Source organism: Actinoplanes flavus (genome assembly GCF_017592555.1).
GTDB classification, from domain to species: domain Bacteria; phylum Actinomycetota; class Actinomycetes; order Mycobacteriales; family Micromonosporaceae; genus Actinoplanes; species Actinoplanes flavus.
The window spans coordinates 97,690-110,564 of the sequence record NZ_JAGFNS010000015.1 but is presented as its reverse complement, the minus strand read 5'-3'; the positions used below and the strand labels follow the sequence as shown (position 1 = coordinate 110,564).

Genomic DNA, 12,875 nt, shown 5'->3' with positions numbered 1-12,875 from the left:
TCCTGTTTTTGCAGTCCGAGTGCAGATACTACGCGGCCGGTACGCCACTCTGCGGCGGAGCCACAGGCTGACCCGTGTACGGCGCGACCGGGGCGTCCTTGTCGTCAGTCGTGTACGGCGTACCGAAGTACACCGCCTTACCACCCTGGATCTTGGTGAGCTGCTCTCCGCCGTATCCCGAGTGGTCCTGTGCGGAGAACCGCAGCGGCACCGACCCCGGGCCCTGGAAGCCGTTCTTCTGCACGGCCTCGATGATCTTGTCGCGGGTCAGGTCCTTGCCGGCGGCCTGGAGCGCCTGCACGAACAGGTAGCCGACCGACATGCCGTAGACGACGTTGTTGTCGAATTCGGCGTTGCCGTTGTGCGCCGCGTTCACCTTCTTGAACAGCTGGATCCACGGGTTGGCATCGTCGTTGTTCAGCGGCAGGTAGTTGGCTGCCACCAGACCCTCCATCAGGGGTGCGGCGGCGCCCAGCGTCTTTCCGACGGTGGTCGGGTCGGCGCCGACGTTGCTGACCACGAACTGCGGTTTGAACGCAATCTTCGCAGCCGTGCCGATCGACAGGGCAGTGAAACCGGGCACAGTCGCCAATACCACGACCTCACAGCCGGCCGCCTTCAGCGCGCCCATCTGCGGGCCCACGTTCGGGTTGCTCGTCACATAGCTCTCCTTGGCCGCCACCGGGCCGAGGATCTTCTCGATACCGGCCAGGCTGTCCCGGCCGAAGTCGTCGTCCTGGCCCAGGAAGCAGGTCTTCTTGCCGGCCAGGTTCTCCTTGACGTACGTGCCGAGGATCTTGCCCTCGACCGTGTAGTCCGGGTTGAAGCCGAACGTGCCCGGGTACTTGTCCGGCTGGTTCCAGCTGCGGCTGCCGCTGGCCACGAAGAGGTCCGGCACCCGGTTGGTCTTGAGGAAGTCGAGGACGCCGGTGTGCGTCGGGGTGCCCAGGCCGTTGAGGATCGCGAAGACCTTGTCCTGGAGCACCAGCTCGCGCACCACGGTCTGGGTGTTGGCCGGGTTGTAGCCGTCGTCCTTGATCTTGTAGCTGATCTTCCGGCCGTGCACGCCGCCGTTGGCGTTCACGTAGTCGAAGTACGCCTTGGTGGCCGGCGCGATCTTCGAATAGCCGGCCGCGGCCGGACCGGTCAGCGGCATGTGGGTGCCGACCACGATCTCGCTGTCGGTCACACCCGGCACGCTCCCGCTGCTGGAACCGCTGCCGTCGCTCTCGCCCGTGCAGCCCGCGGTGGCGAGCAGCACGACGGCCAGAGCCGCCGTCGCCGTACGTTTCATCGATTCCTCCTGATAAGACGTGAAATTCGAGATGGGATGGATGCGAGGCCGCCGGGGGCGGCGAGCATGACGACGACGAGCACCACACCGAAGACGACGAGCGCGAGGTTGCCCTCGAGCTGCTGCGATCCGGTCTGCTCACCGACGGACTGGGCCAGCGTGGGAAGCAGCACCAGCAGAACCGCGCCCCACAGGGCGCCGAACAGGCTTCCCAGCCCGCCGATCACGATGGCCATGACCAGGAACAGGGAGAGCGTCAGCGGGAACGCGCCGGGTGAGACGCTCTGCGCGAGGACGGCGAACAGCGCGCCGGCGACACCGGCGCAGACGGCGCTCACCACGAACGCCAGCACCTGGGTCCGTGCGATGTTGATCCCGGCCAGCTTGGCGGCGGTCTCGTCGTCGCGGACGGCGCGCAGGTCCCGCCCGAACCGGCCACGGATCAGCAGCGCCAGCAGCAGCACCACGACCAGCGCCGCACCCCAGCACAACCACGCCTGCCAGCGCTCCATCGGGATCGTCTCCGGCGGCGGGTTCAGGATCACCGACAGGCCCTGGTCGCTGTTGAACGTCTCGTCGAACGTGCTGGTCACCGACGGGACCACGATCGCCACGGCCAGGGTGAGGCCGGCCAGATAGGGGCCGCGCAGCCGGGCCGCGGCCAGGCCGATCACCGCGCCGGCGGCGGTCGTCACCAGAACCGCCACGGCGAAACTGAGCGGCAGGTTCACCCACCTGTTCTGCGTCAGTGCCAGGGTGTAGGCGCCGGTCGCCATCAGCGCGCCGTGCCCCAGCGACAACTGGCCGTTCAGTCCGGTGAGGACGGTCAGGCCCGCGGTGACGCAGAAGTAGGCGCCCATCGTGGCGAGCTGGTAGTTCCGGAACGGCGGCAGCACATAGGTCAGCGCCACCACCAGAATCCCGCCGGCCACGATCACCAGGGCCGGGTGCGGGCGCCGCCGGCGCTTCGGCACGTTCAAACCCGTTTCCGGTACGGTCGACGCGCTCGCCTTCTGCTGCATGTCCGTCATGCCCGTCACGCCACCCTCGCTTTCGAACTGGAGAACAGGCCGCCCGGCTTGCCGAGCAGCACCAGCACGAGCAGGGCGAGGATCGCCATCGGGGCGACCGTGACGTCGATGTATCCGCTGACGTACGACAGCAGCAGACCCACGACCAGGCCGCCGACGACCGCACCGATCGGGCTGTCCAGACCGCCGACCACCGCGGCCGTGAACGCCGAGACGAAGACGACGTCCATGGCGGTCGGGTGGACGCCCAGCTCGGTGGGGACGACCAGCATCCCGGCGAGCGACCCGACCGCCGCCGCCAGCGCCCAGCCGAGCGTCAACATGCCGCCCACCGAGACGCCGAGCAGGCGGGACACGTCCGGTGCGAAGGCCGCCGCCCGCATCCGCAGGCCGACCGCCGTACGAGTGAAGAGCAGCGTGAGAACGACGACCACCGTGCCCACCGCGGCGAAGACGAACAGGTCGTACCGCGACAGCATCGCGATCCCGCCCACCTCGAACGCGTCCCGGCTGAACGGCGTCTCCACCGGCTGGTACTCGTTGCCGTAGACGATGCCGAGCGTGCCCTGCAGAACCAGGACCAGGCCGAGCGCCACCACCACCCCGTTGAGCGGTGAAGAATGGTCGACGAATCGCATCACCACTCGTTCGACCAGGACGCCGAGCAGGAGCCCGGCCAGCAGGGCGACCACGAACCCGAGCCAGTAGGACCCGGTCGCGTTCGTCACCGAGTAGGCGACGTAGACGGCGGCCACCGCCATCGAGCCCTGCGCGAAGTTGACGATCCGCGCGGCGCGCCAGATCAGGACCAGGGCCAGGGCGAACGCGGCGTAGACCAGGCCGCGGCTGAGCCCGTCGAAGGTCAGATAGATGAATCGGTCCATCGCTAGAACCCCAGGTAGGCGTGACGGAGATCGGCGTCGTCGCGCAACACCGACGCCCGGTTGCGGGCCACCACCCGGCCCAGCGCGAGCACCACGCCCTCGTCGGCGATGGAGAGGGCGCTGCGGACGTTCTGTTCGACCAGCAGAACCGCCAGCCCGGTGCGTTCCCGCAGGTCACGAAGCAGCGCCATGATCTGGCCGGTCACCTTCGGCGCGAGACCCAGCGACGGCTCGTCGAGCAGCAGCAGCCTCGGCCGCCCGACCAGTGCCCGGCCCAGGGCCAGCATCTGCCGCTCACCGCCGGACAGTTGATGGCCGGCGAAGCCGCGACGTTGTGCCAGCGACGGGAACAGCTCGTAGACCTCGTCGAGCGCTTTTCGGGCATCCGCCCGATCGCGCCGCCAGAGCCCGCCGAGCCGCAGGTTCTCGTCCACGGTCAGTTCGGTGACCACGCCGCGTCCCTCCGGGACGTGCGCGATGCCCCGCCGCACCAGGTGTTCCACCTTGGTGCCGGCGAGGTCCGCGCCGTCGAAGACGACCCGGCCACGCGAGCTGCGTACCAGGCCCGAGAGGGTGCGCAGGAGAGTGGTCTTGCCCGCGCCGTTCGCCCCGAGCACGGCGACGATCTCTCCCGGTTGGACGGTGAGACCGACGTCGTGCAGGACCGGTGCCGCGCCGTACCCGGCGGTCAGGCCGTCGACCTGCAGTAACGCCCCGGTCATGGCGACGCCTCCGGTGCGCTCCGGCGTTGCCGTGAGCTCCGGACCAGGCCCGATGATGCGCTCGCGAGCTCGCTCATGGGGCGTCTCCGGCCGGTGCCGGGGTACGGGTGATCATCGGCGCTCCTCCTTCGGGGCCGCTCGGTGGGTATGCCGAGGAGAGCCGGGTGATGCCCGGCTTTCCGGATATGCGAAATGAGAGGCCGGCCTGGCCCGTGGTGCGGAAAAGACCGGTACCGCGAGAGATTTCAACGTGGCCGGGTCGTCAGCCCGGTAGGGAAACGGCGCCCCGGGTCAGGCCGGAGCGCCGAGATAGGCCTCGGTCACCCGTGGGTTCTCGCTGATCTCGCCCGGGGTGCCGAGCGCGATCGACTTGCCGAAATCGAGCACCAGGATCTCGTCGCAGACCGACATCACCAGGTCCATGTGGTGCTCGACCAGCAGAACCGTGGTGCCGACCTCCTTGATCAGGGTGCCGAGCCAGCGGATCTCATCGGAGTCCAGCCCGCCGGCCGGCTCGTCGAGCATCAGAATGCGTGGCTTGGCGACCAGCGCCCGCGCCAGCTCGATGCGTTTACGAATCGCGTACGGCAGAGCGCCGGGATGGGCGCCCGCGTACCGGGCGACGCCGCACCGCTCCAGGGCGGTGAGCGCCTCCCGCTCGGCATGCCGGTTGCGTGCGCCGACCATCACGTTCTCCAGGACGGTCATGCCGGCGAACTGGCCGACGCCCTGAAGGGTCCGCGCGATACCGAGACGGTTCAAATGGTGCGGCCGGGGCCGCCAGGGCTGCCCGTCCAGCGTGAGCGACCCGGAGGTCGGGTTCACGAAGCCGCAGATGACATTGAAAAGGGTGGTCTTGCCCGCGCCGTTCGGCCCGATGACGCCCACGATCCGCCCCGGCGCCACGCGCAGGGAGACGTCATCGAGTGCGGTCAAGCCGCCGAAGCGGACCGTGATGTTGTGGAGCGCGAGCTCCTTGAGCGGGGGATCTGTTGACATGGCCGCCTCGCCGGACCGGTGGAGATCCTAGGTGGAGATGGAGGATCAACTATTTACACTTGGAGTGTAACTTTCTCGACGGACTCGTCAACCACTTGCGATGACCCTGTTATCTCAGGCCACGCCGGCGGGGCGGAACTGCACGCTGATCCGCGGCCCGACCGGCTTCGCGGTCTTGGGGACGGCGTGCTCCCAGGTGCGCTGACAGGACCCGCCCATCACGATCAGATCGCCGTGCCCGAGGGGGAGACGCAGCGTCTCGTGCCCGCCCGCGCGTGGTCGCAGCAGCAGGTTCCGTGGGGAGCCGAACGAGACGATGGCGACCATGGTGTCCTGCGTGGCGGAGCGGCCGATGGTGTCGCCGTGCCAGGCCACGCTGTCGCGGCCGTCGCGATACAGGCACATCCCCGCGGTCATGAACTCCTCGCCCAGCTCGTCGGCGTAATGCCTGTTCAGCTCGGTGCGGGCGGCGGTCAGCGCGAGATGTGGCAGCGGCTCCTCCGCCGGGAACCAGCGGAGGAGCCGTGGGACGTCGACGACGTCGTCATACATCCGCCGCCGCTCGGCACGCCAGTCGATGCCGAGCAGCGTCTCGAAGACGGCGTCGGAGCCGTGCAGCCAGCCGGGCAGGACGTCGACCCAGGCGCCGGCGGTCAGGTGGTGGCGGGTGAGGTGGCCGGTCAGCGACTCGACCGCGGCCGAGCCGGACAGCAGATCGAGCATGGAAGGCTGGTAGGCGCTGGTCATGCCGCCATGTTAGTACTGGCGTTCGATTCCGGCGGTCTTCATCTCCGAGCCTGTGGACAACGGATTCACCGATTCGGCTTCTGTGGACAACGAGCCGGGCGCCTCCGGATTCGTGGCAGGCTTCGGGCGCAACACCGCGGCGGCCAGGATCGCCGCGGCGATCCCACCCACCACGCCGATGAGAGAGGTGACCGCGATGGCGTCCACGAAAGCGGTTCGTGCGGCCTCGGCCAGGCCGGTGTTCCCGGTCGCCGTGGCCACCCCGAGCGCGTCGCCGAGCGAGTCACGCGCCGGCCCGGTGACGTCCGCCGGCATCGACGCGCGATATGCCGTGGTCAGCACACTTCCCAGGATCGCCACGCTCAGTGCCGTGCCCACCTGCTGGACGGTGTCGTTGACCGCCGAGCCGACCCCGGCCCGTTCCGGTGGAAGCGCCCCGAGCAGCGTTCCCACCGCGGCCGGCGCCGCCACGCCACTGCCCATGCCGATGGCGACCAGAGCCGCCGCGAGCGTCGGGTATCCATCGCTCGCGTCCAGCGACGAGAGGATCGCGAAGCCCCCGGCGACCAGCAGGAGGCCCGCCGACAGCGCCACCCGGGCACCGAACTTCTTGTCCACCACCACGCCGACCCCGTTGAAGGCCATCGTGGTCACGATCATCGGGATGAAGGCGGCGCCCGCCCGGATCGGTTCGTACCCGAGGACGAACTGGAGGTATTGCGTGATCGCCAGCATCACGCCACCGGCCGAGAAGGACAGCAGCACGAGCGACAGGCTCGCGCCCCGGAAATTGCGGTCCCCGAAGAGCGACAGCGGCAGCATCGGCTCGGCGGTCCGGCGCTCCCAGAGGATGAAGCCGGTGAGTGCGACCAGGGCGAGCAGGAAACCGCCGATGGTGCGCGCCGACTGCCAGCCGTGCTCGGGTGCGGAGATCACGCCCCAGACCAGGGCGGTCATGCCGACGGTGGAGAGCAGGGCGCCGAGCGTGTCGGGCCGGGTGGCCGGGCCGCGGGACTCCGGGATGATCAGCACCGCGGCCGCGATGCCGAGCACCACGATCGGGATGTTGAGCAGGAAGACCGAGCCCCACCAGAAATGCTCCAGCAGAAGGCCGCCCAGAGTCGGGCCGCCGATCGCGCCGAGCATCAGCACGGAGCTCCAGATCGCGATCGCCTTCTTCCGCTCGTCCTCCGCGAAGACCGTGGTGAGGATGGCCAGGGTCCCCGGCATGAGGAAGGCGGCGCCCAGTCCCATCAGGCCGCGGACCGCGATCAGTTGGCCGGGGGTCTGGCAGATGGTGGCCAGTGCGGACGCCCCACCGAAGAGCGCGAGGCCGGTGACGAGGCCGAGGCGGCGACCATGCCGGTCGGAGAGACTGCCCGCGGTGAGCAGTGCGCCGGCGAAGACCAGGATGTAGGCGTCGATGATCCACTGAATGTCCGCGGTGCTCGCGCCGAGGTCGCGGATCAGGGCCGGGATGGCGATGTTGAGCACCATGTTGTCCACGACGGCCACGAGCAGGCTCAGGCAGAGCACGCCCAGGATCAGCCAGCGGCGGGGGTGACGGTCGGGCATTGACGTGCCTCTCTCGTACAGCGTTCGGTTCGACTCGAACACCGTACCAGTGGACTCGAACACTGTGCGAGTCACTTTATGATGACCTCATGCCCGAATTCACCGACTCGGTGTGGACCCGCCCGGCTCGCCCGCGCACCGGTCAGCCGACCCTCAGCCGGGAGCAGATCGTGCGCGCGGCGATCGAACTCCTCGACGCGGAGGGCGCGGCCGGCCTGAGCATGCGCCGGCTCGGGGCCCGCCTCGGATCCGGCGCCACCTCGCTCTACTGGCACGTGGCGAACAAGGACGACCTGCTCGAACTGGCCGTCGACCAGGTGATGGGAGAGATCTACGTGCCGGAGCCGGGCGACACCCCGTGGCGGGTCGGCGTGTCGGTGATGGCCGACGGCATGCGGGCCATGCTGCTACGTCATACCTGGGTGATCGGGCTGCTCGGGGTGCGGCCCACCATCGGGCCCAACGTGATGCGGATGGGCGACCGCAGCGTCGCTCTGCTGTCGGCGGCCGGGTTCACCGGGCCCGTCCTGTCACACGTGCACTCGCTGATCACCGCGCACGTGATCGGCGCGGCCACCACCGAGGCCGCGGTCGCCGCCGCGGTCCACCGGTCCGGGCAGTCGGCAGCCGAGATCCGTGAGCGGTTGGAGCCGTTCCTGGAGGAGACCGCCGGTGACTACCCCGAGTACGCGCGCTGGCGGCAGGAGAGCGGGGTCACCGAGATGGACCCGGAACAGGTCTGGGACCAGAGCTTCGCCTTCGGCCTGGAGCGGATCCTCGACGGCCTCGAACTCTGGCGGGTCAACCACATCGGCGACACCTCAGCCGCTCAGTCCGGCGGCTGAGTCCCTGCTGCTCCGCTGCGCGAAGCGGCCCTAATCGGGAGGAAGTAGGTCTACCTCCGAGTTAGATCAGTCGGTGGCGAGGCGGGCGTGCAGGTGCATGTCGTGCCAGCCGTCGGCATGGCGGGCCTCGCTGCGTTTGGTGCCCTCCAGGAGGTAGCCGCACCGCTGGGCGACCTGGCAGGAGGCCGCGTTGTGGGTGGAGTGGCTCAGCTCCAGGCGGTGCAGGCCGAGTTCGCCGATGCTCCAACGGGTCAGAGCGGTCAGGGCGCGAGGTGCGATCCGCTGGCCGCGGGCTGTCGGGAGCACCCAGTAGGAGACGTGCCCGAGACCCTCGTCGAGACTGATGTGCCGCAGGCCGGTCTGGCCCACGACCTGGTCGTTCTCGACGATCGCCCAGCCCGCGTCCGTCTCCGCCCGCCAGCGGAGCGGCCACTGCGCGATCCACTCGAGTGCCTCGGCCCGGCTCAGGCTTCGGCAGTGCCATCGCTGGATCGCCGGGTCGGCGAAGCCCGCCACGACCGCGTCGGCGTCGGTCTCCCGCCACGGCCGCAACCGCAACCCCTCGCCGTCGATGACCGGTTGCGCCGATGCGGACAGCGAACCCGGCGAAAGCGCCGGCGTGGTGAGAAGAGGCACCCAGCGACTTTAGGGCCTTCGCCCACGACGCGGCCACGCACCGGGCGTGAGGGGGTGGTGAAGCCTGCGGGAGTGGGCGCGCTTCGGCGCCGGCCGGCGGTGGAACTGGGGAGGGTGGACGCGGTTCGGCGCCGGCCGGCGGTGGAACTGCGGAGGGTGGGTGCGCTTCGGCGCCGTGCGGCAGTGGAAATCGCGGAAGGTGGGCGCGGTGGTTCGGCGCCGGGTGGCGGTGGATCTCGCCGAGGGTGGGTGCGCTTCGGTGCTGGGCGGGCAGTGGATCGCGTGGAGGGTGGCGGGACGGAGCGGATGTGGTGGGGCGGTGCTTACGTCGTACCGGGGAAGGGGTGGAGCGAGACGGCGAGGGGGAGCCCGCCGCCTCGCTCGCGCCGGTCAATGGTCGGGGGATTTGTCCGGGTCGGGGTGGTGGTAGGAGATCTGCTCCGGCGGGAGCGGGAACTCGATGTCCTCGCCGAAGGGCGACAGGCCGCCCTGCTGCGGGGCGACGAGTTCGGCGATGTCCATGTGGCCGTCGGGGCCGACCGGCGCCGTCTGCGGGAGGCGGGCGCTGGACATCGGCGGATTGACCGTCGGCGGGTTGGCCGCTGATGGGTTGGCCGTCGGCGGATGGGGCGCCGACGGATGGGCCGACGACGGCTTGGCGGACGCCGACTCCAGCTCGTCGCGGCGGAAGATCTTGCGGCCCAGCCAGACCAGGGGGTCGTAGCGGCGGTCCACCACGCGTTCCTTCATCGGGATGATCGCGTTGTCGGTGATCTTGATGTGTTCGGGGCAGACCTCGGTGCAGCACTTGGTGATGTTGCAGTAGCCGAGACCTTGGCTGGCCTGCGCGTACTCCTTGCGGTCCGCGCGATCGTCGAGCGGGTGCATGTCCAGCTCGGCGGCCCGGATGAAGAAGCGCGGGCCGGAGAAGGCCGGCTTGTTCTCGTCGTGGTCGCGGATCACGTGACAGGTGTTCTGGCAGAGGAAGCACTCGATGCACTTCCGGAACTCCTGGCTGCGCTCCACGTCGACCTGCCGCATCCGGTAGTCGCCGGGGGCGACGCCGGGCGGCGGGGCGAACGCCGGCGTCTCCCGCGCCTTCTCGTAGTTGAAGGAGACGTCGGTGACCAGGTCGCGGATCACCGGGAAGGTCCGGATCGGAGTGACCGTGATGGTCTCGTCCTCGGTGAACGTCGACATCCGGGTCATGCAGCCGAGCCGCGGCATGCCGTTGATCTCCATCGAGCAGGAGCCGCACTTGCCGGCCTTGCAGTTCCACCGGCAGGCCAGATCGGGCGCCTGGGTGGCCTGGAGGCGGTGGATGATGTCGAGGACGACCTCGCCCTCGTTCACCTCGACGTCGAAGTCGCGCAGCTCACCGCCGGAAGCGTCGCCGCGCCAGACACGAAAGTGGCGTTTCACTCTGCCTCCACCTCGGCGAGTTCCTCATCGGTCATGTATTTGGCCAGCTCACTGCGGTCGAACAGGTCGATCAGCTCGGCCCGCATCCGCGGGACCGGCTTGCGTTCCAGGTGCACCTCGCCGGCCTCGTCGAGCGAGCAGACCAGGTTGACCCGCCGCCACTCCGGGCTCATCTTCGGGAAGTCCTCGCGGGTGTGGCCGCCCCGGGACTCCTCCCGCTCCAGCGCCGCCTTGGCGGTGCACTCCGAGACGACCAGCATGTTGCGCAGGTCGAGGGCCAGGTGCCAGCCGGGGTTGTAGAGCCGGCCGCCGTCGGCGCTCACGTTCGCCACCCGGGCTTTCAGCTCCTGGAGGCGCTTGAGCGCGTCGGTCAGCTCGCCCGCACGGCGGATGATGCCGACCAGGTCGCCCATCACCGCCTGGAGGTCCTGCTGCAACGTGTACGGGTTCTCCCCGCCGGCGCGGGCCAGCGGGGCGAGCGCCACCTCGGCCGCGGCGGCCACGTCGATCTTCGCGGGCTTCGGGCGTACGCCGAGCGTGTCCACATAGGCGGCGGCGTGCTCACCGGCCCGCTTGCCGAAGACGAGCAGGTCGGAGAGCGAGTTGCCGCCCAGCCGGTTGGACCCGTGCATGCCGCCGGACACCTCGCCGGCCGCGAACAGCCCCTGAACCGTGCCGAAGGCCGCGCCGGTGTCCGGATCGACCTCGACCCCGCCCATCACGTAGTGGCAGGTCGGCCCGACCTCCATCGGCTCCTTGGTGATGTCGACGTCGGCCAGCTCCTTGAACTGGTGGTGCATCGACGGGAGCCGCTTGATGATCTGCTCGGCCGGCAGCCGGGTGGACACGTCCAGGAACACGCCGCCGGCCGGGCTGCCCCGGCCCGCCTTGACCTCGCTGTTGATGGCCCGGGCCACCTCGTCGCGGGGCAGCAGTTCGGGTGGGCGGCGGTTGTTGTCGGGGTCGTCGTACCAGCGGTCGCCCTCCTCCTCGGTCTCCGCGTACTGCTTGCGGAAGACGTCGGGGACGTAGTCGAACATGAACCGCTTGCCCTCGGAGTTGCGCAGCACCCCGCCGTCGCCCCGGACCGACTCGGTGACCAGGATGCCCTTCACGCTGGGCGGCCAGACCATGCCGGTCGGGTGGAACTGGAGGAACTCCATGTTGATCAGCGTCGCCCCGGAGCGCAGCGCCAGCGCGTGGCCGTCGCCGGTGTACTCCCAGGAATTCGACGTGACCTTGTAGCTGCGGCCCACCCCGCCGGTGGCCAGCACCACGGCCGGCGCCTCGAAGAGCAGGAACTCACCGGACTCGCGGTAGTAGCCGAACGCCCCGGCCACCCGGTCGCCGTCCAGCATCAGCTCGGTGATCGTGGTCTCCTGGAAGACCCGGATCCGGGAGTCGTAGCTGCCGGTCTCGGCGAAGTCCTCCTGCTGGAGCGAGACGATCTTCTGTTGCAGGGTGCGGATCAGCTCCAGGCCGGTGCGGTCGCCGACGTGGGCGAGGCGCGGGTACTCGTGGCCGCCGAAGTTGCGCTGGGAGATCTTTCCGTCTTTCGTACGGTCGAAGAGCGCGCCGTACGTCTCCAGCTCCCAGATCCGCTCCGGCGCCTCCTTGGCGTGCAGCTCGGCCATCCGGAAGTTGTTCAGGAACTTGCCGCCGCGCATGGTGTCGCGGAAGTGGACCATCCAGTTGTCGTTGGAGTTGACGTTGCCCATCGCGGCGGCGGCGCCGCCCTCGGCCATCACCGTGTGGGCCTTGCCGAACAGCGACTTCGAGATGATCGCGGTCCGTTTCCCGGCGAGCCGGGCCTCGATCGCCGCGCGGAGTCCGGCGCCGCCGGCGCCGATCACGACGACGTCGTAACGGTGTCGTTCGATCGCGGTGCTCATCGCCCGTCCCCTCAGTTGATGATGCGCAGGTCGGAATACCACCCGGCGGCGAGACCCATGATGTAGAAGTCGGTCAGCGCCAGCGTGCCGAGCGTGATCCAGGCCAGCTGCATGTGCCGGGTGTTGAGCTTGGAGACGAAGGTCCAGAAGCGGTAGCGCACCGGATGCTTCGAGAAGTGCTTGAGCCGGCCGCCGGCGATGTGGCGGCAGGAGTGGCAGGACAACGTGTACGCCCACAGCATGATCACGTTCACCCAGAGGATCACGTTGCCCAGCCCGAGCCCGGTGCTCTGCGCGAGGGCCGCGTCCCACGTGTTGATCACCGAGATGATCACGGCGGCGTAGAACGCGTACCGGTGCGCGTTCTGGAAGATCAGCGGGAACCGGGTCTCACCGGAGTAGGTCTTGTGCCCGTCCGGCACGGCGCAGGCCGGCGGCGACAACCAGAACGACCGGTAGTACGCCTTCCGGTAGTAGTAGCAGGTCAACCGGAAGAGCAGCAGGAACGGCAGGCTGAACGCCGCCTCCGGGATGAGGAAGAAGTTCGGCAGGGGAGTGCCGAACAGCGCCGCGTCACCGCACCGGTCGGTCAGACACGGTGAATAGAAGGGTGTGAGGTAGTGGAACTGCTCCACCCAGAACCACTTGTGCATGAACACCCGGACGGTCGCGTAGGTGACCCACGCCCCGAGTCCGATAAAGGTCACCAGCGGCGCGAGCCACCACCGGTCGGTGCGCAGGGTGCGCGCGGAGATCGCCGCACGCGCCTTGCCGCCGCCCGGCCGCGTTGCCGTCGTCGTCATTCCATCTCCCTGGACAGTGCCGTGT

Annotated in this window: 11 protein-coding genes and 1 pseudogene; 1 reads left to right on the top strand and 11 read right to left on the bottom strand. The window is 69.2% G+C overall.

Annotated elements, in window-relative coordinates:
* Window positions 1-28 precede the first annotated feature (28 nt).
* The 7 genes from J5X75_RS23060 to J5X75_RS23030 all read right to left on the bottom strand — a co-directional run bounded on the left by J5X75_RS23060 (window position 29) and on the right by J5X75_RS23030 (window position 7,252).
* Entirely contained in the window at window positions 29-1,294 is a 1,266-nt protein-coding gene (locus J5X75_RS23060) for an ABC transporter substrate-binding protein (protein ID WP_208469573.1), read from the bottom strand.
* Window positions 1,291-2,325: a branched-chain amino acid ABC transporter permease gene (locus J5X75_RS23055; protein ID WP_208469572.1), complete on the bottom strand. Its 1,035-nt coding sequence runs from the start codon at window positions 2,323-2,325 to the stop codon at window positions 1,291-1,293. Before J5X75_RS23055 ends, J5X75_RS23060 begins: the two co-directional genes overlap by 4 nt.
* 5 nt (window positions 2,326-2,330) lie before the next feature.
* Window positions 2,331-3,209, bottom strand: coding sequence for a branched-chain amino acid ABC transporter permease (locus J5X75_RS23050; RefSeq protein ID WP_208469571.1), 879 nt, complete (start codon window positions 3,207-3,209; stop codon window positions 2,331-2,333).
* 2 nt (window positions 3,210-3,211) lie between these two features.
* On the bottom strand, window positions 3,212-3,931 hold the full coding sequence (locus J5X75_RS23045) for an ABC transporter ATP-binding protein (protein ID WP_208469570.1): 720 nt from the start codon (window positions 3,929-3,931) through the stop codon (window positions 3,212-3,214).
* 291 nt (window positions 3,932-4,222) lie between these two features.
* Window positions 4,223-4,930, bottom strand: coding sequence for an ABC transporter ATP-binding protein (locus tag J5X75_RS23040; protein WP_208469569.1), 708 nt, complete (start codon window positions 4,928-4,930; stop codon window positions 4,223-4,225).
* A gap of 114 nt (window positions 4,931-5,044) precedes the next feature.
* The gene (locus J5X75_RS23035) at window positions 5,045-5,677 is read right to left on the bottom strand and encodes an alpha-ketoglutarate-dependent dioxygenase AlkB (protein ID WP_208469568.1); all 633 of its coding nucleotides are present in this window, start codon (window positions 5,675-5,677) and stop codon (window positions 5,045-5,047) included.
* 9 nt (window positions 5,678-5,686) lie between these two features.
* Complete coding sequence (locus J5X75_RS23030; RefSeq protein ID WP_208469567.1) at window positions 5,687-7,252, bottom strand: MFS transporter; 1,566 nt, start codon at window positions 7,250-7,252, stop codon at window positions 5,687-5,689.
* An 89-nt stretch (window positions 7,253-7,341) separates the two neighbouring features.
* On the opposite strand from J5X75_RS23030, the gene J5X75_RS23025 reads away from it, so the two are divergent.
* A complete protein-coding gene (locus J5X75_RS23025; protein ID WP_208469566.1) occupies window positions 7,342-8,097 on the top strand; it encodes a TetR/AcrR family transcriptional regulator in 756 nt (251 codons plus the stop codon).
* 66 nt (window positions 8,098-8,163) lie between these two features.
* Here the strand turns inward: J5X75_RS23025 and J5X75_RS23020 are convergent, their stop codons facing one another.
* The 4 genes and pseudogenes from J5X75_RS23020 to sdhC form a co-directional block, all read right to left on the bottom strand.
* A complete protein-coding gene (locus J5X75_RS23020; protein ID WP_208469565.1) occupies window positions 8,164-8,733 on the bottom strand; it encodes a GNAT family N-acetyltransferase in 570 nt (189 codons plus the stop codon).
* Between the two features lie 677 nt (window positions 8,734-9,410).
* Window positions 9,411-10,155: pseudogene (locus tag J5X75_RS23015) on the bottom strand (succinate dehydrogenase/fumarate reductase iron-sulfur subunit); the annotation flags it as partial.
* Window positions 10,152-12,047, bottom strand: a complete 1,896-nt coding sequence (locus J5X75_RS23010) for a fumarate reductase/succinate dehydrogenase flavoprotein subunit (RefSeq protein WP_208469563.1) — start codon at window positions 12,045-12,047, stop codon at window positions 10,152-10,154. The pseudogene J5X75_RS23015 and the gene J5X75_RS23010, both read right to left, overlap by 4 nt.
* An 11-nt stretch (window positions 12,048-12,058) precedes the next feature.
* On the bottom strand, window positions 12,059-12,850 hold the full coding sequence (sdhC, locus tag J5X75_RS23005; protein WP_208469562.1) for a succinate dehydrogenase subunit SdhC: 792 nt from the start codon (window positions 12,848-12,850) through the stop codon (window positions 12,059-12,061).
* Window positions 12,851-12,875: the final 25 nt, after the last annotated feature.

What these genes read in the sequence shown, in the direction of transcription:
- J5X75_RS23060 (WP_208469573.1), bottom strand. Translation starts at nt 1,294, where the DNA reads ATGAAACGTACGGCGACGGCGGCTCTGGCCGTCGTGCTGCTCGCCACC.
- J5X75_RS23055 (WP_208469572.1), bottom strand. Translation starts at nt 2,325, where the DNA reads ATGACGGACATGCAGCAGAAGGCGAGCGCGTCGACCGTACCGGAAACG.
- J5X75_RS23050 (WP_208469571.1), bottom strand. Translation starts at nt 3,209, where the DNA reads ATGGACCGATTCATCTATCTGACCTTCGACGGGCTCAGCCGCGGCCTG.
- J5X75_RS23045 (WP_208469570.1), bottom strand. Translation starts at nt 3,931, where the DNA reads ATGACCGGGGCGTTACTGCAGGTCGACGGCCTGACCGCCGGGTACGGC.
- J5X75_RS23040 (WP_208469569.1), bottom strand. Translation starts at nt 4,930, where the DNA reads ATGTCAACAGATCCCCCGCTCAAGGAGCTCGCGCTCCACAACATCACG.
- J5X75_RS23035 (WP_208469568.1), bottom strand. Translation starts at nt 5,677, where the DNA reads ATGACCAGCGCCTACCAGCCTTCCATGCTCGATCTGCTGTCCGGCTCG.
- J5X75_RS23030 (WP_208469567.1), bottom strand. Translation starts at nt 7,252, where the DNA reads ATGCCCGACCGTCACCCCCGCCGCTGGCTGATCCTGGGCGTGCTCTGC.
- J5X75_RS23025 (WP_208469566.1), top strand. Translation starts at nt 7,342, where the DNA reads ATGCCCGAATTCACCGACTCGGTGTGGACCCGCCCGGCTCGCCCGCGC.
- J5X75_RS23010 (WP_208469563.1), bottom strand. Translation starts at nt 12,047, where the DNA reads ATGAGCACCGCGATCGAACGACACCGTTACGACGTCGTCGTGATCGGC.
- sdhC (WP_208469562.1), bottom strand. Translation starts at nt 12,850, where the DNA reads ATGACGACGACGGCAACGCGGCCGGGCGGCGGCAAGGCGCGTGCGGCG.